Below are 19355 nucleotides of genomic sequence, written 5' to 3' on the forward strand. Positions count from 1 at the left end.
TAAGGCAGTATCGCAGGCAGGCCTGCGATATGCAGGAGGTATAAATATGACAGAACATAAATTACATTTAAAGGCGCCGGGAAACTGGATCAATGATCCCAATGGCTTTATCTATTATAAAGGGAAATATCATTTGTTTTATCAGTATTTTCCCTATGCACCCGCTTGGGCAACCATGCACTGGGGGCATGCGGTAAGTGATGACCTTGTAACCTGGACACATCAGGAAATAGCCCTTTATCCAAGCAAATACTGGGACAGCAACGGCTGTTTTTCCGGAAGTGCAGTCCAGGAGGATGGAAAGCTTTATATTTATTATACGGGTGTGCGGTATGAGGAAATAACAAAAGAAGATATCCATCACTGCGTAAATGAACAGTTTGAGTCTTCCCAGCTGATGATCACGTCAGAGGATGGGATACACTTTGATAATAATAAAGATAAGAAACTGATTATTCCGCCGATCATGGATGCATCTCTTGGGCACCGTACTCATACAAGAGACCCTAAGGTATGGAAAAGCGGGGATCATTATTATATGGTTCTTGGAAGCACCCTGGATGAAAAAAAAGGAATTCTGCTGTTTTACAGAAGCAGTGATAAAGAAAACTGGGAGTATCTGAACAGCTATACGTCTAAAGCAGATAATTTCGGATGGATGTGGGAATGTCCGGATCTGTATAAGACAGATGAAGGCTGGGTAGTTTGTTTTTCGCCGATGGGTTTTCTGAAAGACGGCGCAAAAGAACAGAACCATGCTATCTGTGCAGCAGCAGATTTTGATGAGCAGACAGGTATCCTTACGATGGCAGAGGAGTATCAGTTTGCAGATTATGGACTTGATCTCTATGCACCCCAGAGTACGGTAGATGAAGAGGGGCGCAGAGTAGTCGTTGGATGGATGAGAATGCCCAAACCGGTTGCGGAGGTAAAGCCCTGGATCGGAATGATGTGTACACCCCGGGTAGTGGAACGCAGGAACGGTCATATATATTTCCGGATGCATCCAAATGTGGAAAAAGCATTTGTAAAGGAAATCCCTGAGGTTGGAGAAGTAGAGGAGGGAAAACCGTACCAGTTAAAAATTGAGCTGGATGACGGGGAATCCATATCCCTGGGAGGCTATGAAATATACAGGAAGGGTAATAAAATATGCACAAACCGGGAGAAAGTCTATGAAGACATCCGTGACTGCAGGCTTGCCTTTGAAACACCAATACTGAAAGAAAATGCCAGACTGAATATCCTTGTGGACCGGAATCTGATTGAGGTCTATGTAAATGACGGCGAGTATGTAATCAGCAATGTGGTGTATGATTTAAAAGAAGAGATTTTGATACCGGAGGGTAAAAAATTTATTCTGAAACAGATGTAGCAGTTCTAATAATCAGCAGAGACAGACGGCTTGGGAAACCAGCCGGGCTGTCTCTTATTTTATGTCAGAATGACTCGTTCTTTTGCTTCATTGAACGAATTAGAACCCTACACTATAACACCAGGGTTTTGATATGTGGTATAAAAAGCATGACCGATGTTTTGAACAGGTGAATGCGAAAGGAGCAGATTATATGAATATCAGGATTAAAGGTGCGCGACAGAATAATTTAAAAAATATCAGCCTTGAAATACCCAAAAATAAGCTGGTTGTTTTTACGGGATTATCCGGCAGTGGTAAATCAACACTGGCAATGGAAACTCTGCAGAGGGAATGCCAAAGACAATATATGGAGTCTATGGGGATGACCATGGAGATTGGATCAAAACCTATGGTGGATAAAATTGAAGGCTTATCTCCTGCAATTTCCATTAATCAGAAAAATACGAACCGTAACCCGCGCTCGACTGTTGGTACGGTTACGGAGATTTCCCCATATCTGAGAGTACTGTTTTCAAAATTAGGGGAAAGAAACTGTAAACACTGCGGTAAAACCATTACCCCAAATTATGGGGAAGAAACGGGGGCTATCTATGCAGAGCTTCCGGATCAGGCGGAAGAATCTGCGGAAATGTATGAGCAGATGATGCCCTGCCCTCACTGTGGAAAAGGAATCCCAGAACTTACGGCAAGCCATTTTTCCTTTAATAAGCCGTCAGGAGCATGTCCTGCATGTAAAGGAATCGGTATTGTAAGCATACCGGATATTAATCTTTTAATTGACCGGTCAAAGAGTATAAAAGAGTTTGCCATCCATGGCTGGGATCAGGTATATATTGACCGATACGGGGCATCAATTGCGAATGCAGCCCAATATTATGGATTTGAATTTAACCTGTCTGCTCCCATCTCTGAGTATAGCGAAACTGCAATGGATTTACTTCTTTACGGTGCATTAAGCAAACAGTTTACACGGCATTTTCCAGACATAAAACCTCCGAAAACGGTTCCTGAGGGACGCTATGAGGGAGTCATTACGAATCTGATGCGCCGCTATGAGGAAAAGAATTCATATAGTGCGAAGCAGCGCATTGAAAAGTTCTTAATACAACAGGAGTGTCCGGAGTGCGGCGGCATCCGTTTCCGGAAGGAGATTCTGGATGTAAGGGTTGCCGGTGTAAATATTATAGAGGCACTTTCAATGCCGCTTACGGATACTGCAGACTGGCTGAAGCAGCTTGACCGGGATCTTAGTGCGGATGAAAGAGCGGATGCCAGAGCGGTTGTCGGGCAGGTTCTGGATAACTTGCTGCACCGCATAGAGCGTATAATAGAAGTGGGCGCCGGATATCTGTCCCTGAACCAGCCCAGTGTATCCCTTTCAGCAGGGGAAGCCCAGAGAATCAAGCTTGCCTCTATTCTGGGAAGCAGTTTAACAGGAGTCCTTTATGTGTTAGACGAACCATCCACCGGGCTTCACAGCCGGGATACTTCTAAAATCATTGATGCACTGAACAGGCTTCGGGATATGGGCAATACTGTGATCGTTATCGAACATGACCTTGATATTATACAGGCTGCAGATCATATCATTGATTTTGGACCTGGTGCAGGAAGAGAAGGCGGGCAGATTGTTGCGGCCGGAAATGTGTCAGATCTTAAGAACTGTTCACAATCGGTTACCGGAAAATATTTAAGCGGTACAGGTTATAACCGGGTATCTCTAAAATCTCCCGGAAATGGGAAATATGTAGTGATTAAAAATGCAAATACAAATAACCTGAAAGATTTGAATGTAGAAATTCCTCTGGGGAAATTTATTACGGTAACAGGTGTTTCAGGTGCAGGTAAATCCAGCCTGATCTTTGGAGAACTGGCAGAAGCGGCAGAAGCATATGCCCATCAGCCAAAAAGAAAACAGAAGAGTAACGTCAGCGGTCTAGAGCATTTAGAAAATGTGATTACCATTGGACAGACATCAATCGGACGTTCTCCGCGTTCTAATGCGGCTACTTATACCGATATTTTTTCGGATATCCGGAATTTATATGCTGCAATTGCAAGGAAACAAAATAGAGGATTACAGGCAAAACATTTTTCCTATAATGTACCCGGCGGGCGGTGTGAAAATTGTCAGGGTGCCGGAAAGTTGTCAATTTCCATGAATTTTCTTCCGGATGTTGAAGTAGTCTGTCCGGTTTGCAGGGGAAATAGATATCAAAAGCAGGTATTAAATGTAAAGTACAGGGGACTTAGTATTGCGCAGGTTCTGGAGCTTAGTATTGATGAAGCCGCAGCCTTGTTTGAGCAGGAAAAAGAAATAATGAAGAAACTGATAGTACTGCAGGATGTAGGCCTGGGATACCTTGGGCTTGGGCAATCAGCAACTACGCTCTCCGGTGGAGAAGCCCAGCGGTTAAAACTGGCAAGAGAATTGGCAAAGCAGACCGGTGAAAGTGTATTGTATCTGTTTGATGAACCTACCTGTGGACTGCACCCGCAGGATGCAAACCGTCTGATTGTAGTATTTCAGCGATTGGTTCAGATGGGCAGCAGTGTAATTGTGGTTGAACATAATCCGGAAGTGATTCTTGCATCTGACTGGGTGATCGACCTTGGCCCCGAAGGCGGATATTATGGCGGACGGATAGTTGTTCAGGGGACGCCGGAAGAAGTAATGAAGCATCCGTCTTCTGCAACCGGAATCATTTTGTCTAAATCATACCGTACCACCTGGTCTGAAATACCAAAATCAGATAGCTGCCGTGATCGTGACCGGGAAGAACAATAAAGCTTGCTTTTCTGGTGTTTCTCCGCTACACTGGGAATCCTAAGGGGGGATAAAATTGCTTACTGGCAGATGTGCTTCACACTTTGTGGAAGATGAGATCCATCCCTGCAGGTTTGTGATATGGGGTCTAGCTGATTAATCACGCTTTGTAGATGTAGGTATTGTAGGGAAAGAGAAGGTGGCGGACCGGGACATTGGTTTGGAAGGCTTACCACAGAACTGGCATTTTCTAACCTTCCCGGAGCACTTTTTGGCGGCACGCGGGCATTCGCTCCGAAATCCTGATGCATTAAACTTCCATCTTCTTTTACACAAACAGTCGAAACATAGCGCAGCATCCAATACAGAACATCCTGCCACAGCCCAGGGGTTCCAATCTGCTGAGAAAACCAGCTTTGTGACAGTAAACTGAATCTCGGAAAGATGGGTGTGGGAAACTGGTATGGGCGGAGGAAGCGTAGAGCAGAGCTGAGTATTTACTTACCTTTCCGAAGTGTTTTTTGGCGGATAGTATTCGACTGGCTCCCATCGGATACTAAGCGGGTACTGAACCGAGAAATGCATCAGGATTTCTCGGTGAATACCCGCGTGCCGCCAAAAAGCGCTTCGGAAAGGTTAGAAAATACCAGTTCTGCGGCCAGCTGACGGAGGCCATGCCAGTTTCCCACACCCATCTTTCCGCATACTACCTACATCTACAAAGCGTCCCTTCCTCAGCTAACCCAAATTTAAGATGACAGAATGGAGGTATAGAAATTTGAACACATACAAGACTGCCGATATCGCCAGAATGTTTGGAATACATGTGAATACGGTACGATTATACGAGAAATGCAGTCTGATCCCCAAACCGCAAAGGTTAAGTAATGGGTATCGGGTATTCACGGATCTGCATGTGGAACAGCTGAAGTTAGCAAGGGCGGCTCTTCAGGCAGAGGTACTGCAGAATGGGCTGCGTAAAAAGGCGGTGGAAATCATTAAGATATCTGCGGCTGGAGATTATGAAAAAGCAGCGGAATTAACCCGAATTTATATGAAACAGGTGGAAACAGAGATAAAAAATGCGGAAGAGGCAATACAGATTACACAAAAGTTATTATCCAGTTTAGGTGCAGATTCGGATGAAAAGGATATTTTATTTACAAGAAAAGAGACGGCTGATTATCTTCACGTTACAATTGATACCCTTAGAAATTGGGAACTAAATGGGCTGTTTTCTGTTAAACGGCTGGAAAATGGATATCGGGTGTATACATCGGAAGATTTGCAGCGGTTAAAAATAATACGTTCTCTCCGCTGTGCAAATTATTCTCTGTCTTCTATATTAAGAATGCTAAAAGCCCTGACAATGAACCCCGATACCAATATCCGGGAGATAATCAATACACCAAGGCAGGATGACGACATTATAACCGCATGTGACAGGCTCCTTACATCTTTACAGGAAGCGAAAGAGAATGCGTTATTCGTAGCGGTGCAAATAGATAAAATGAAAAGAATGAACGGAAAACGTTAAGTGAAAGGTTAAGTGAAAAAGTACTTGACTTAAAGCAAACTTTAAGTGCTACTCTATATAAAACAGAGTTGTGCAAATATTATGTAAATATGGTCTGAAACCCGCAAATATGATACAATAGAATGAATATACAGATCGGGTTACAAGTATCGGAAAGGCATACATGGATAAACTGGAATTATTAAAGAAAAGGCTGAAAGAATTAAAGAAAGTAGCAATTGCATATTCAGGCGGAGTGGACTCTAATTTTTTGATGTCTGTAGCAAGAGAAACGTTAGGAAAAGAAAATGTGCTTGCTGTATTATGCAGTGGAGCTATGCTGGCTCAAGCTGATTATCAGGAAGCGGTTCAGCTGTTAAAAGACAAAGATGTGCAGTATGAAATTCTTGCAATGGATGTATTCACGGTGCCTGAATTTGCCGGGAATGATAAGAAGAGATGTTATTATTGTAAAAAGAACTTAATGTCGAAGATTATCGAAATGGCTAAAACCCAGGGGTATGAAGTTGTATTGGATGGGAAGAATCTGGATGATGCTAAGGTATATCGGCCTGGTGCAGCAGCAGCCCAAGAGCTGGGGATCTGTTCCCTGCTTTATGAGTGTGGATTTACAAAACAGGATATCAGGAATGTAAGCAGAGAACTGGGGATTATCACCTGGAATAAACCGTCTAATGCCTGTCTGGCTTCGCGTTTTCCTTATGGTACGCAGTTGACAGCGGAAAAATTAAAACAGGCGGAGGATGCGGAACGCTGTCTTAAGGAGCTGGGGATAGATTCAGGCAGAATACGGGTACATGACAGGATTGCACGGGTTGAAGTTGCAAAAGAGGATTTTAAATGCCTTCTGGAACATAAGGACTTTGTGAACAAGGTTAAGGCATGCGGATTTGATTATGTAACGCTGGATCTGGAAGGATTCCGCAGCGGAAGTTTTGATTTGTAAGAGGAAAAGCAGTATAAAGTCTGTATAGCTACAGTTCGGATACATGCGGGTTGGAAAGTTGGTGTGAACGTGGAAGTAAAGGAAATATTAGAAAAGTTAAATGCACATGAAATTTCAGTTGCCGAAGCAGAAAAACGGATGAAAGAAGAAACTGTTGATGACCTTGGGTATGCAATGATTGATTATCAGAGAAAGATCAGGACTGGAGTATCTGAGGTTATTTACTGCGAGGGAAAAACCAGTGAGCAGATAGCAGGAATCGTGGAAAATATGATCGCACATCAGGTCGGAAATATCCTGGGGACGAGATGCTCAGCGGAAAAGTATGAGGCAGTTAAAATAGTATGCCCGGATATGGAATATGATGAAGAAGCCAGGATTATCCAATATAATAGGGAAGCTGTTTCTATGAATAAAGGCGTGGTGGTAGTGGCATGTGCCGGAACATCCGATCTTCCGGTTGCCAAAGAGGCAGCCATAACAGCACGTTTTCTGGGGAATCATGTAGAAGAAATCTATGATGTAGGTGTTGCCGGAATACACAGGCTTTTGTCGAAACTGGATGTTCTTGCCAGGGCAAATGTAGTGATCGCTGTAGCCGGAATGGAAGGGGCGCTGGCTTCTGTTGTAGGCGGGCTGACGGATAAGCCTGTTATTGCGGTGCCTACTTCTGTTGGATACGGAGCAAATTTCGGCGGTGTTGCCCCTCTCCTGGCAATGCTGAACAGCTGTGCCAGTGGAATCAGCGTGGTAAATATTGACAACGGATTTGGTGCGGGTTATATGGCGCACAGTATAAATAGTCTGGGAGGAAAAGAATAGATGCAGAAGAAAAGAATCTTATTTTTCGACTGTTTTTCGGGAATAAGCGGAGATATGACTCTTGGAGCGCTCCTGGATCTGGGATTAGACAGACAGGTATTTTTGCAAGAACTGGAAAAGCTCCATGTGGATGGATATAAAATAAGTTTTAATAAGGCGGTAAAAAACGGAATAACGGGTAATTATGTAAAAGTACATTTGGAACATGAAGTTCGTGAAGGTCATGAAATTCATGAACATCAGCACCATCCACAGGGGCATCATCATGAACATCGGAACTTAATGGATATTAATCGTATCATAGAAGAAAGCGGAATTACGTCAGGCGCAAAGGATCTGTCGAAACGCATTTTTTTACGGGTGGCAAAAGCAGAAGCGAAAGTACATAACAGGAAACTGGAAGAAGTCCATTTTCATGAAGTTGGGGCAGTAGACTCCATTGTGGATATTGTAGGAACTGCGATTTTAATTGATATGCTCAGACCGGATATGGTGTGTGCATCTATTATTCAGGATGGCAGCGGGTTTATTCATTGCCAGCATGGGAAACTTGCGGTTCCCGTTCCGGCAGTATCTGAAATTTTTGCAGCCAGCGATGCGATTACCAGGCAGATTGACATTAATACCGAGCTTGTGACACCCACCGGGGCTGCAATCATAGCAGAACTGGCATCTTCTTATGGAAATATGCCGGAAATGAATGTCCAAAAAATCGGTTGGGGTGCCGGTACGAAGGATCTTGAAATACCAAATCTTCTAAAGGTCAGCCTGGGTGAGATCGTGAATGTGGATGGGAGATTTCAGGATAAAGATGATCAGGTACTAGTCCTGGAAACGAATCTGGATGACTGCACAGGAGAATTCCTGGGATATGTTATGGAACGGCTTTTTGAACAGGGAGCATTGGATGTGTTTTTTACACCAATATATATGAAGAAGAACAGACCGGCATACCGCATGACTGCAATTTGTGTTCCGGAAGATATGAAGAAAATAGAAGAGATTATATTTTTGCATACCACTACTATCGGCTTACGTAAAAGATTAGAGAGCCGAACTGTTTTGCCTAGAGCAAAAGAGGTTATTCCTACGAGATATGGAGAACTGGAAGTAAAAAAGGTGACTGCAGGAGCAGAAGAAAGAATTTATCCGGAGTATGAAAGTGCTAAAAAACTGGCGATGCAGCAGGGGGTACCGCTAAAAGAAATATATCAATGCATCTATGAAGCAGAATAATAAGACACTGTATATCAAATATAAAGGAGGATTATGTAATGAGTGAAAAATTTTTAGGATCTGAGATTAAGAAATTGGGGTTTGGGATGATGCGCCTGCCAATGTTGGAAGACAACACGATTGATGTGGAACAGACTAAAAAAATGGTTGATCTGTATATGGAAAAGGGATTTACATATTTTGATACCGCATATCCATACCTGGACGGACATTCAGAAGAAGCAGTAAAAGCATCCTTAACCAGCAGATATCCCAGGGACAGCTATCAGCTGGCTACGAAGCTCCCGGTATGGCTGGTAAATGCAAAAGAAGATGTAGCTAAAATCTTTAACACCCAGTTAGAACGTACCGGAGCAGGTTATTTTGATTTTTACCTTTTACATGCAATTGATCGGAATAAGGCCGTAAAGTATGAAGAATATGAAGCATGGGAGTTTGTAAAAGAGCAGAAAGAAAAAGGCCTGATCAAACATTATGGATTTTCTTTTCATGATACGGCAGATTGTCTGGATGAAATATTACAAAAACATCCGGATGCAGAATTTGTACAGCTTCAGATCAATTATTGTGATTGGGACGACAGCATTATTCAGGCAAAGAAATGTTATGAAGTGGCAAGAAAACATAACAAACCGGTAATCATTATGGAGCCGGTTAAGGGAGGAACACTGGCATCACTGACTCCTGAGTTGGACGAAATATTTAAAGAAGCAAGACCGGAACATTCCGTAGCATCCTGGGCGCTGCGTTTTGCGGCTTCTCTGGAAGGCGTTATTACGGTATTAAGCGGAATGTCAAATATGGAGCAGATGGAAGATAATTTAAGCTTTATGGCTGAGTTTGAGAAAATCACAACGGAAGATCAGAAGGTGATTGATGAAGTCACAGCGAAGCTGAAAAATATGCCGCTGATTCCATGTACAAACTGCCAGTACTGCATGGAAGTCTGTCCACAACAGATTCCGATACCGGAGATTTTTAAGGCAATGAATAAAAATGCGACATTTAAGAACCTGCAGGATGCAAAAAATGAATACGGTTTTGTAACAGGCGGCGGAAACAAGGCATCGGATTGCCTGCAATGCGGAGCATGTGAGGCTCAGTGTCCACAGCATATTGAAATTATTGCAGAACTGCAGAATGCAGTCGCGATGTTTGAGTAGGGTGAGAAAGAAAACTGTCTGAAAAAAAGTATTGACAATCAGCGAGTATCCCAGTTATAATAAAAAATATCAGAAATGCATATAATATAAAATGACAAATGCAATGATGAGGAGGAGTACATACTCACTGAGTTCCAGAGAAAAGATGGTTGGTGCGAATCTTTAACAAGGAAGTATGGAAGTAGCCTTTGAGCAGTGAACTGAACAGGATTACCTAAGTAGGCTTCAACGGAATTTTCCTCCGTTACAGGGAAAGCAGTATCGATTTTTCCGTACTGAAATGAGAAGTTATCATGTCAGATGGAGGATTATCCGTACTGGCAGAGTGCAAAGATTATTCTTTGAATTTAGGTGGTAACACGGATCACAGCGTATTCGCCCTAAGCTAATTTTATTAGCTTAGGGCTTTTTTATTGCCGGAATGTATCAATGGAATTTGTAAAGGAGGAAATGCAATGGAAAGAAAAGGAACGCAGGCTTTTATTGAAGCATTAAAACGGGAAGGGGTTGATATGTTATTTGGTTATCCGGGCGGTTATGCAATTGATATTTTTGATGCCCTTTATGATCAGAGAGACATAGAAGTAATTCTTCCGAGACATGAGCAGGGGCTGATCCATGCTGCAGATGGTTATGCCAGATCTACGGGGAAAGTTGGAGTTTGCCTTGTTACCAGCGGTCCGGGGGCAACAAATCTGGTTACCGGGATTGCAACGGCTAATTATGACAGTGTACCGCTGGTATGCTTTACCGGCCAGGTGCCGACCCACTTAATTGGAAATGATGCTTTTCAGGAAGTAGATATCGTTGGAATTACCAGAAGTATCTGCAAATATGCGGTTACAGTCAGGGAGAGAAAAGATCTGGTACGGATCATAAAAGAAGCTTTTTATATTGCCAGAACAGGAAAACCGGGACCGGTAGTTGTTGATTTCCCAAAGGATATTCAAAATGAGATATTTGAAGACTGCTTTGATGAACCTGTTTCTATCAGGGGATATAAGCCTAATTTATCTGTACACAAAGGTCAGATTAAAAAGGCTCTGGAGATGTTAAAGAGCGCCAGACGCCCTGTGTTCTTAATTGGTGGCGGTGTTCCAATTGCAGGTGCGCAAGGCGCATTGGAAGAATTGGTGGAGAAGGTTCATGTTCCGGTAATTACTACGATTATGGGAAAGGGGGCAATACCTACGGATCATGATTATTATATTGGGAATATTGGAATGCATGGTTCTTATGCTTCGAATATGGCAATTAGCGAGTGCGACCTGCTGTTCTCCATAGGAACCAGGTTTAACGACCGGATCACGGGAAAAATCAGTGAATTTGCACCGGAAGCAACGATAATCCATGTAGATATTGAGGCGGCTTCCATATCCAGAAATATTCATGTAGATGTTCCAATTGTAGCGGATGCGAAACTGGCAATGGAAGCAATGCTGGAAAAGGCAGAGGATTGTGAAAGAACAGAGTGGATAGGACGAATCAGGGAATGGAAAGCGGAATTTCCGATTGCCAGAAGTACTCACAAAGGACTTTCACCGGATAAAATCATTGAGGTTATTAATAAACGGGGAAAAGACGGGATTATTGTAACAGATGTTGGGCAGCACCAGATGTGGGTAACACAGTTTCTGGAAATGAACCAACAGACCAGGCTTTTAACGTCCGGCGGACTAGGGACTATGGGATATGGCCTGCCGGCAGCAATAGGGGCAAAACTGGGAAATCCGAAGAGACAGGTAATCTGTGTATCGGGAGATGGTGGTGTGCAGATGAATATTCAGGAATTGGCAACAGCCGTAACCTGTGAAATACCGCTTACAATCTGTATTTTTAACAATAGTTACCTGGGAATGGTAAGACAGTGGCAGCAGTTATTTTACGATAAACGCTATGCAAGTACCTGCATGAAACGAAGAAGAAGCTGTGGAAGCAGCTGTGAAGGCTGTAAGACCAACGGATGTCCTGTATACTCTCCGGATTTTGTAAAACTGGCTGACAGTTATGGAGCGAAAGGAATCCGTGTATTTGATGAAAATGAAATAGAGGCTGCATTTATAGAGGCTGAGAGGAACCAGAACAGTCCGACGATCATCGAATTTATTATTGAACGGGATGAACTGGTATTGCCTATGGTGCCGGGTGGAAATGCAATTCACGATATGGTAATGGAATGTTAAAGGAGGAATAGTTAAATGAAGAAAAGATGGATATCGTTATATGTGGAAAATGATGTGGGTGTGCTGGCTAGGATATCAGGACTGTTTTCCGGAAAATCTTATAATCTGCATAGTTTGACGGTGGGAGAGACGGAAGATAATACAGTGTCCAGAATGACAATCTGTGTGGACAGTGATGATGCTACCTTTGAGCAGATTAAGAAACAGCTGAACAGATGTGTAGAAGTTATAAAAGTTGTTGATTTTACAAATGTTCCGATTCATATGAAGGAACTGATGTATCTGAAAATCCACACGGCAGGTGAACAGGATAAAAATGAAGCCTTTCGTATGGCGGAAGTCTTTGGCGTCAAGGCAGTAGATATGAACAAAGACCGTCTGGTACTGGAATGTGTACAGACGGAGGAGCGCAATAACGATCTGGTTAAGCTTGCTGCAAAAGAATTTTCTGCAATTGAAGTAGTGCGGGGCGGCAGTGTGGCGATAGAATCAATTAGTATTACGGAGAGATAGTGTAGGAGCATTTTAGAATAAAAGTACATCCGCCTCCGGGGGTATCTTCTAATAAAATTTTGCCCCTCAGGGAGGTGGTATATTTTTGTGCAATACTTAAACCAAGCCCAAAATGTTCTTTGCTGCTACGTGATATGTCACCCTGATAGAATCTCTGGCAGACCTTCTTTTTATCTTCATCTGCGATACCGCAGCCATGATCAATAACTGAAAAGTAAATGTCATTTTTGTTAACGGACATCTGTAATGTAACAGTCTCTCCACTTGGTGAGTAGGCTATTGCATTGTCGAGAAATATACGAATAACCTGGGATAGATATCCGGGGATACTTGTGGGACTGTCAGTGAGATAATCGGCAGATTCCAAGCGAAGGTGAAGGTTTTTGGCTTTACACAGAGTCAGATACTTTTCATAGATTTCCAGAAGCAATGTATCAGGGTCATATTCTATGAAGACTTCTTCTGTATCAGACGGTGAAATGGTAAGGGTTAAAAGATCCTGAATTAGAGAAGACATTCTCATACATTCCTGTTGAATAAGATTATGAAAGTAGTCTGTTTGATCGTGGAACTGCTGTGCAGATGAAGCAGCATTTTGAATTAGCATTACGGGTGAACGAAGTTCATGGGAAGCAGCGGCTATAAAGTCATTTTGTAGTTTTTGATTCTCGCGCACAGGCGTCAGAGCAAGGCGGACGAACCGGTGTCCAAGGTAGAACAGGCAAATACAGCTCACAAATTCAATTAGCAGTAAATAAAATAGGAGTGTAAAGCCATCTGATTTTAAATGAGATATATCATTTAACAGATAAATATCCTGATAATGACGATTGTTAGATAAGGAAATGTAGGCACAAAGGAAAGTACCTTGACCAGCTCCGGTCACCTTAAACAATGGACTTTGATAGGAAGAGCCTGTTATAGAGGTAAGATAATTTTCTCTGATATAATCTTTGGCAGTCTGAATCAGAGTTTTCTGACCTGCGTGTAACTTGTCAGAGGTATTATAAAGCAGAGGTGTTCCATTTTCTTCAATATGAATCAGCAGATTTTCACGGTAACTTAGTTCGTCCAGCCAGGAATCTGAAACAGCAGAACCGTTCTGTAAAGTGGAGACTACATGAAAAATATTTGCCTGAAAAGTCTCTGTCTGTTTTTGATATAGGAATTTTGTATATAATACAGCTGTTATGGCAAGCGCCGCAGTAAGAATAATTCCGGAAGTCAGTACATACAGGATAGTTAATTTTTTTTGAACATTAGGAAATATCATATGTCAGTCAGATCCTTTCGTAAACTTTAGAGTATGCATAATGGTTCAATCAACCCGGATCTGTCGGAGGTGCTATTTTGTGGATGCCAAATAATACCCGATTCCGTGCATGGTTTTAATACTGGTTTCTGCTTCTATTTTAGATAATCTTTTTCTTAGAAAATAGATGTAATTATCTAAATTACTTTCGTCCACATCGGAATCAGCCCCCCAGACAGAATTAAGCAAATAATCCCGTTGGAGAGTTAATTCAGCATTTTTTATAAAAACTTCCAATAGGCGGGTTTCCTTGTGGGACAGGGAGACAGATAGTGACGCGGATGATAGAGTTTGTTTTTCTACATCCAGAACAAGATCTTTATAGTTCAGGGTTACAGCGGAGTGAAGAATTCCCGGACGCCTTGATATAGCCCGGATACGCGCCATCAATTCGGATATTTCAAATGGTTTTGTTATATAATCATCAGCGCCTGCGTCCAGACCGCAGATCTTATCCTGCAGCTTTTCCAGTGCGGTAATTATGATAACGGGAGTCTGGATATTTTGTCCCCGTATAATTTTCAATAGGGAAAGTCCATCTATTTCGGGGATCATTCGGTCAAGTACAAGGATATCATAATAAGTATTTTGTATGTGAAATAAAGCGTCATCGCCGTTGTAGCAGATATCTGCTTCATATTGTGCCTGTAAAAAGTGGAGCTGTATAAGATTACAAAGATCTTTATCATCTTCAATTAGTAGAATACGCATGACAACACTCCTTAATATGGTATAAATTTTAATTATTATAGCACAGCTGAGCGGAGTAATCTTTAATAAATTATAAAGAAGTCCATGGCATTTTAGAAGTTTCTTCGAGATATTCGTGTTAGTATAGATTTGAACACGAAAGGAAGGGGCGCACATATGAAAAAAATTTGTTTGATGGCAATTTTAGTTTTCTTATTCATGATTATTGGAACAGGATGCAGTCAAAAGAAAGTCAGTGAGAAATTTAATGGTAAGGGGTACATGGAGGACGATATTGAACTGCCATTTGATCAGGATAGGGAGAAGGCAATATCATTTGTGAAAGTGAAGAAAAGCCAAATGTATCTGTACTCCAGGGAGAAAGAATCTGGTGATTATCATATTTATGAATTATTGAAAGACCATAGCTGGAAAAAGAAAAGTGAAAGCGGATTGACAGAGTTTTTTAAAAATGTAACATATGAACCAAGAATTATTGAGAGCGGTTTGGATGGAAATATTTATATGCTTTACTTTGATGATGATTATTTACCTCATATTGCTAAACAGCAGGGCAATACGATAGAAGAAGTTTTTATTGCGGATCTTAAGAAAGACGGATCAGAGCAGCAACCTGTATATCCTAACGGGATAAAAAGTCTGGAAGATGGGAGGATCATTATTTCTTATAATTCAGAAAAAGGAGCAGTTTTATACGATCGGGAAGGAGAAAAGATCAGAAGGTTTGATAAGTGGGAATTAGGAGTGAATGTAACGAAAAATATTGGTGTATGTCCCGAGCTATTTCTATCCGTTAATGATACAGGAACGGGATTTTGTTTATATGATATAGAAACAGGGGAAAAGAAAAATGAAATAAAGGTTGGAGAATTGGCGGGACGCAGTTATCTGAAGGAAGGCGGCGGGCAAGATTTTTTCTTTTTGAATGATGAGGGGATTCATCATATTATGGCTGACGGCAGTATCGTGGAAACAATCATAGAAGGGGATGAAATGCCGGCTCTTAAGTTAGATCAGGAGACGGTTTCTTTTGAAATAGGGGATAATAGTAGCTTTTATGTGATGTTTCAGAAATCTGGTAATGCATCTTTAAAATACTATAACTATGACAAGAAGCAGCGAAAGGAAGATCCCACAATACTTAAAATGGCGGGATTGGCAAAAAGTAATACAATACAGCAGGCGATTACTGAATTTGAAAAGAAGAATCCGGATGTGAAAATAGAATACCAGGATTATGGAGAAACCAAAGATCGTACGACCCTGTCAGATACGATAAGAATTATAAATACAGAAGTCTTGGCGGGTGAAAAAGGGCCGGATTTGATTATACTTGACGGACTTCCGGCCGATGCTTATGTAGCAAAGGGTGCGCTTTTGGATTTGTCTGTTATAGCAGATGAAATGGAAGGAGAATTAGGGTTACTGGATAATTTAAGCTTGCAAAAAGATAATAAGGGCAGAATATTTTCCATTTCATCCAGATTTGGGGTGCCTCTTTTAATTGGTAATGAAGATGCAATCAGGCAAATGGAATCTTTAGACAGTCTGGAAAAATATCTGAATCGTTCGGATGCAGATCAAATTATAGAAAGTGATATTTATGAAAAAATTGCACAAAATATTTTCTATATGTATTATAACGATCTCAAGGCTGCTTCATTTGGGGAACAAGACCTTGAACAATATATAAATGTAGTAATGAAGCTGGTACGTAAGACAGGTGCAAAGAGCAGGGAAGAGGGGAGAGAAGAAGATAAAAATATGTTTCGGTTAGGATTTCCCTCTAATACTGGAAAATACAGAGTTGCCATAGAGGAGATGAAAAGCGTTATGGATTTATCATTACCTGTAACTTTTCAGGGTAAATATGAAGCTCAGGTAAAAACGATAAAGTCACTATATACACCTTATGACATGGTAGGTATTCATGCAGCATCTGAGCATATGGATGAAGCAAAAGAATTTATCAGGACTTTGCTGTCGAAAAAAATGCAGAGTCTAGAGTTAGGGGAAGGATTTCCTGTGATTAGGCAAACTTTTCAAGACTTGAAGCCTGTAGAGTCTGATGTGGAAGCAATGGTGGAGGGGGATGAAGAAGATCAGATTATTACGTTTAAACAAGCTGATGAAGCAGAACTGGAAGAGTTTAAAAAAATAGCTGTGGAATTAAAACACCCACTAATCGTGGATACAATTATAGAGGAATTGATGATGGATCAAATGAACAGAGTCTATGCAGGGAGTGCATCCAGCAGTGTGGCAGCAAGGGAATTAGCGTCAAAGATCAGATTATACCGGAGTGAATAAAAGGATACGCAGAAGAAGAATTTGGAAATTTTCAAGTTCTGCTTCTGCATTTTTTATTAAAATAATCAGCAGGTAAGGTAAAATTTGTTGACAGAATGCAAGGAAAAATATATAATAATATTTATATAAAGTATATTATATAAATATTATTATATTACACATAGATAGTGTATGACTGGCACACAGGAGGAAAAAATGCCAAAACAGAGAATAACAAAAGAAATGATACTGGATACTGCTTTTACATTAACAAGAGAGCAGGGATTTGAACGTGTAATTACAAAGGAGATAGCTGAGCGGATAGGTTGTTCGGTTCAGCCGATCTACAGTTATTATAAGAATATGGAGGAATTAAAAAAGGATTTGTTTCATAAGGCAGTGGTTTTTTATGGAGACTTTATTGCCAGAAATGCTGATCCGAAGGAATTCTTCAGGAGTGTAGGATATTGCCAGATTAAATTTGCCAGAAAAGAACCCCATCTGTTTTGGCTGCTATTTATGATGAAACAGGACAATTTGAACAGTTTTGAGGATATATATGAAAAGCGCAGCAATAAAAAGGTTACGGATAGAATTGCAGAGGAATTTGATATTACGCCGGAGTGTGCAAAAGCATTACATATGAATATGCTGATTTATACCCATGGAATTTCTTCCATGCTGGTTACGGGGTCAGTGCAGTTGGATGATGTAGAGATAAGAAAGATGCTGGATTTAGCATTTGATGCTTTTTTAAGTAAAGTAACATATACTCGTAGAGGATAGATAGCAAATAGGAGGAGGTTAACTATGAGTGAGGTTGTAGTAATTTATCAGTCAAAATATGGAGCAGCAAAAAAATATGCAGAATGGATTGCAGAAGCTTTGGGTGCTGATTTATTTGAAAGAAGGAAGATAGCACCAGAAAAAATGATGGAATATGATACGGTCATTTACGGTGGAGGAATTTATGCAGGTGGTATTGCAGGGATTTCCCTGATTGGAAAAAATTATGAGAGGATTAAAGGGAAAAATATCATTTTATTTACCTGCGGTCTTGCAAATACAAAAGTTGAAGAAAATGTAAAACATATTCGGGAGGGGATGGAGAAAGCATTACCGAAAGAGCTGATGAAGCAGGCTAAGCTGTATCATTTTCGCGGATATATGGATTATAGTAAATTGACGTCAGTACATAAATTGATGATGAAAATGATGAATAACATGATAGTTAAGAAACCGGAAAATGAGAAAACATCAGAGGACAGAGAATTTATAGCTACTTACGGGAAAGCAGTTGATTTTACGGATCAGAGCAGTATCGGGGAACTGGTGGAGCAGTATAAGAAGTATCATAAAGTTAATCTGAATTAATCTGGAAAAAGCGAATTCTGTAAGGGGAACAATGACAGAAGATCCGGTGACTGCACTATAGCAAGCCGGACCCCCTTCCTTTTGTACACAATTCCCATCCACAATCCACAAGACGTCCTTAATCAGCAATCAGCAAAAGCCAAATTTAAGCTGAAATGATCATCTATCAGGTATTTTCCAGTCCACTGTGGAATGAGCGGTTCCCGATATTTGCAAGCAGACGTTCCTGACTGCCTGGTATGCTGCTGATTTTGTGTTCCAGCAGAATCAGTGTTTTATGGTATGCACTGACGGCTTTATTTAATAGATCTTCCACGGAATCCTGAGAAATCAGACTGGTGTTCCAGGGATTTTCCCAGTCTTCCTTCTGTTCATTCAGCACTTTGGCGGGATCCATCTCATGGGGTGTCTGAATCATTGGAGAGAACCATTCATATCCAAAAATATGGGTCTCAAACCAATGCCAGAACTTCTTTTTAAGACCTGTTGAATCATGCAGAAGAGAAGTGCCCATCCGCATACAGGATATGGCATGGGAGATATTTCTGGAAGAATAGTTCTGTTTGTAGACCTTTCGTGCAACCTGGCTGATCAATGCTGATATGGCAGATTGTTCAGCGGCTGAAAGGGCGATGGTACGGGATTGGTAAAACTGACCCGGCTGCAGCCCTTTTCTCTTCTCCAGATATAAAATATCAAAGCAGGATTCCAGTTCAAAATGTTTTGCATAATACTGGTTGCCGTTTTTCCTTCCAACCTGATATTCTGTACGGGCATACACGTAGGGATGAAACAGGCCGTCCAGTGTGTAATGCCCCAGAAATCCTGCTAAATAGGCAGTAATGATATTTTTCTCTTCTTCTTCTTTCAGATGTTCTCTATAATCTAACATTGTTTGAAAAAGTTCTCTTGCGTGTTCTTCATGCATGAGGGAACCGATATTTTCTTTTCTTAGGTAGGCTGCAGGATAGTAGAAAAAAATATCCGGTCCCTGAAGTCCAAGACAGTATGCAGCGGTATGAGCATGAATGGTATTTTGCAGGATGCCCGGGGAAAGCAACCGATAAGTATCCACTCCAAATAAGTAATGTAAAGTAAATCCTGGCATATTTCAATCTCCTTTG

General features: G+C 41.3%; 15 protein-coding genes and 1 other annotated feature. Of the genes, 12 read left to right on the top strand and 3 right to left on the bottom strand.

The window, feature by feature from the left end; translation table 11 throughout:
- Window positions 1-46: 46 nt before the first annotated feature.
- The 9 genes from CD03_RS0124875 to ilvN all read left to right on the top strand — a co-directional run bounded on the left by CD03_RS0124875 (window position 47) and on the right by ilvN (window position 12545).
- Entirely contained in the window at window positions 47-1375 is a 1329-nt protein-coding gene (locus CD03_RS0124875) for a glycoside hydrolase family 32 protein (RefSeq protein ID WP_027295925.1), read from the top strand.
- A 193-nt stretch (window positions 1376-1568) separates the two neighbouring features.
- On the top strand, window positions 1569-4166 hold the full coding sequence (gene uvrA, locus CD03_RS34785; RefSeq protein ID WP_044290344.1) for an excinuclease ABC subunit UvrA: 2598 nt from the start codon (window positions 1569-1571) through the stop codon (window positions 4164-4166).
- 757 nt (window positions 4167-4923) lie between these two features.
- Window positions 4924-5682, top strand: a complete 759-nt coding sequence (locus CD03_RS0124890; RefSeq protein ID WP_027295926.1) for a MerR family transcriptional regulator — start codon at window positions 4924-4926, stop codon at window positions 5680-5682.
- A 163-nt stretch (window positions 5683-5845) separates the two neighbouring features.
- Entirely contained in the window at window positions 5846-6628 is a 783-nt protein-coding gene (gene larE, locus CD03_RS0124895; RefSeq protein ID WP_044289646.1) for an ATP-dependent sacrificial sulfur transferase LarE, read from the top strand.
- A gap of 63 nt (window positions 6629-6691) precedes the next feature.
- Window positions 6692-7450: a nickel pincer cofactor biosynthesis protein LarB gene (gene larB, locus CD03_RS0124900; RefSeq protein ID WP_027295928.1), complete on the top strand. Its 759-nt coding sequence runs from the start codon at window positions 6692-6694 to the stop codon at window positions 7448-7450.
- A complete protein-coding gene (larC, locus tag CD03_RS0124905; protein ID WP_044289647.1) occupies window positions 7451-8686 on the top strand; it encodes a nickel pincer cofactor biosynthesis protein LarC in 1236 nt (411 codons plus the stop codon). It abuts the gene before it with no gap.
- 38 nt (window positions 8687-8724) lie between these two features.
- On the top strand, window positions 8725-9849 hold the full coding sequence (locus tag CD03_RS0124910; protein ID WP_027295930.1) for an aldo/keto reductase: 1125 nt from the start codon (window positions 8725-8727) through the stop codon (window positions 9847-9849).
- A gap of 94 nt (window positions 9850-9943) precedes the next feature.
- Window positions 9944-10235 (top strand) — a binding site (T-box leader).
- Window positions 10236-10304: 69 nt separating this feature from the next.
- Window positions 10305-12032 (top strand): biosynthetic-type acetolactate synthase large subunit, encoded by a 1728-nt coding sequence (gene ilvB / locus CD03_RS0124915; protein ID WP_027295931.1) that lies wholly within the window; start codon window positions 10305-10307, stop codon window positions 12030-12032.
- 15 nt (window positions 12033-12047) lie between these two features.
- Window positions 12048-12545: an acetolactate synthase small subunit gene (gene ilvN / locus CD03_RS0124920; RefSeq protein ID WP_027295932.1), complete on the top strand. Its 498-nt coding sequence runs from the start codon at window positions 12048-12050 to the stop codon at window positions 12543-12545.
- Here the strand turns inward: ilvN and CD03_RS0124925 are convergent.
- Window positions 12532-13818 (bottom strand): sensor histidine kinase, encoded by a 1287-nt coding sequence (locus tag CD03_RS0124925; RefSeq protein WP_027295933.1) that lies wholly within the window; start codon window positions 13816-13818, stop codon window positions 12532-12534. The two genes, ilvN and CD03_RS0124925, sit on opposite strands and share 14 nt — an antisense overlap.
- Window positions 13819-13890: 72 nt before the next feature.
- Window positions 13891-14568 carry a response regulator transcription factor gene (locus CD03_RS0124930; protein WP_027295934.1) on the bottom strand — a complete coding sequence of 226 codons (678 nt, stop codon included), beginning with the start codon at window positions 14566-14568 and terminating at the stop codon, window positions 13891-13893.
- A gap of 174 nt (window positions 14569-14742) precedes the next feature.
- Here CD03_RS0124930 and CD03_RS0124935 point away from each other — a divergent pair, with 174 nt between their 5' ends.
- The 3 genes from CD03_RS0124935 (at window position 14743) to CD03_RS0124945 (ending at window position 18231) form a co-directional block, all read left to right on the top strand.
- Complete coding sequence (locus tag CD03_RS0124935; protein WP_197041695.1) at window positions 14743-16878, top strand: extracellular solute-binding protein; 2136 nt, start codon at window positions 14743-14745, stop codon at window positions 16876-16878.
- Window positions 16879-17073: 195 nt separating this feature from the next.
- Window positions 17074-17643, top strand: a complete 570-nt coding sequence (locus tag CD03_RS0124940) for a TetR/AcrR family transcriptional regulator (RefSeq protein WP_027295936.1) — start codon at window positions 17074-17076, stop codon at window positions 17641-17643.
- 24 nt (window positions 17644-17667) lie between these two features.
- Entirely contained in the window at window positions 17668-18231 is a 564-nt protein-coding gene (locus CD03_RS0124945) for a flavodoxin domain-containing protein (RefSeq protein WP_027295937.1), read from the top strand.
- 166 nt (window positions 18232-18397) lie between these two features.
- On the opposite strand, the gene CD03_RS0124950 is transcribed toward CD03_RS0124945, so the two are convergent.
- Window positions 18398-19339 carry a zinc dependent phospholipase C family protein gene (locus tag CD03_RS0124950; protein ID WP_027295938.1) on the bottom strand — a complete coding sequence of 314 codons (942 nt, stop codon included), beginning with the start codon at window positions 19337-19339 and terminating at the stop codon, window positions 18398-18400.
- Between the last annotated feature and the right edge of the window lie 16 nt (window positions 19340-19355).

This window comes from Robinsoniella sp. KNHs210, assembly GCF_000686105.1.
Lineage (GTDB): Bacteria > Bacillota > Clostridia > Lachnospirales > Lachnospiraceae > Robinsoniella > Robinsoniella peoriensis.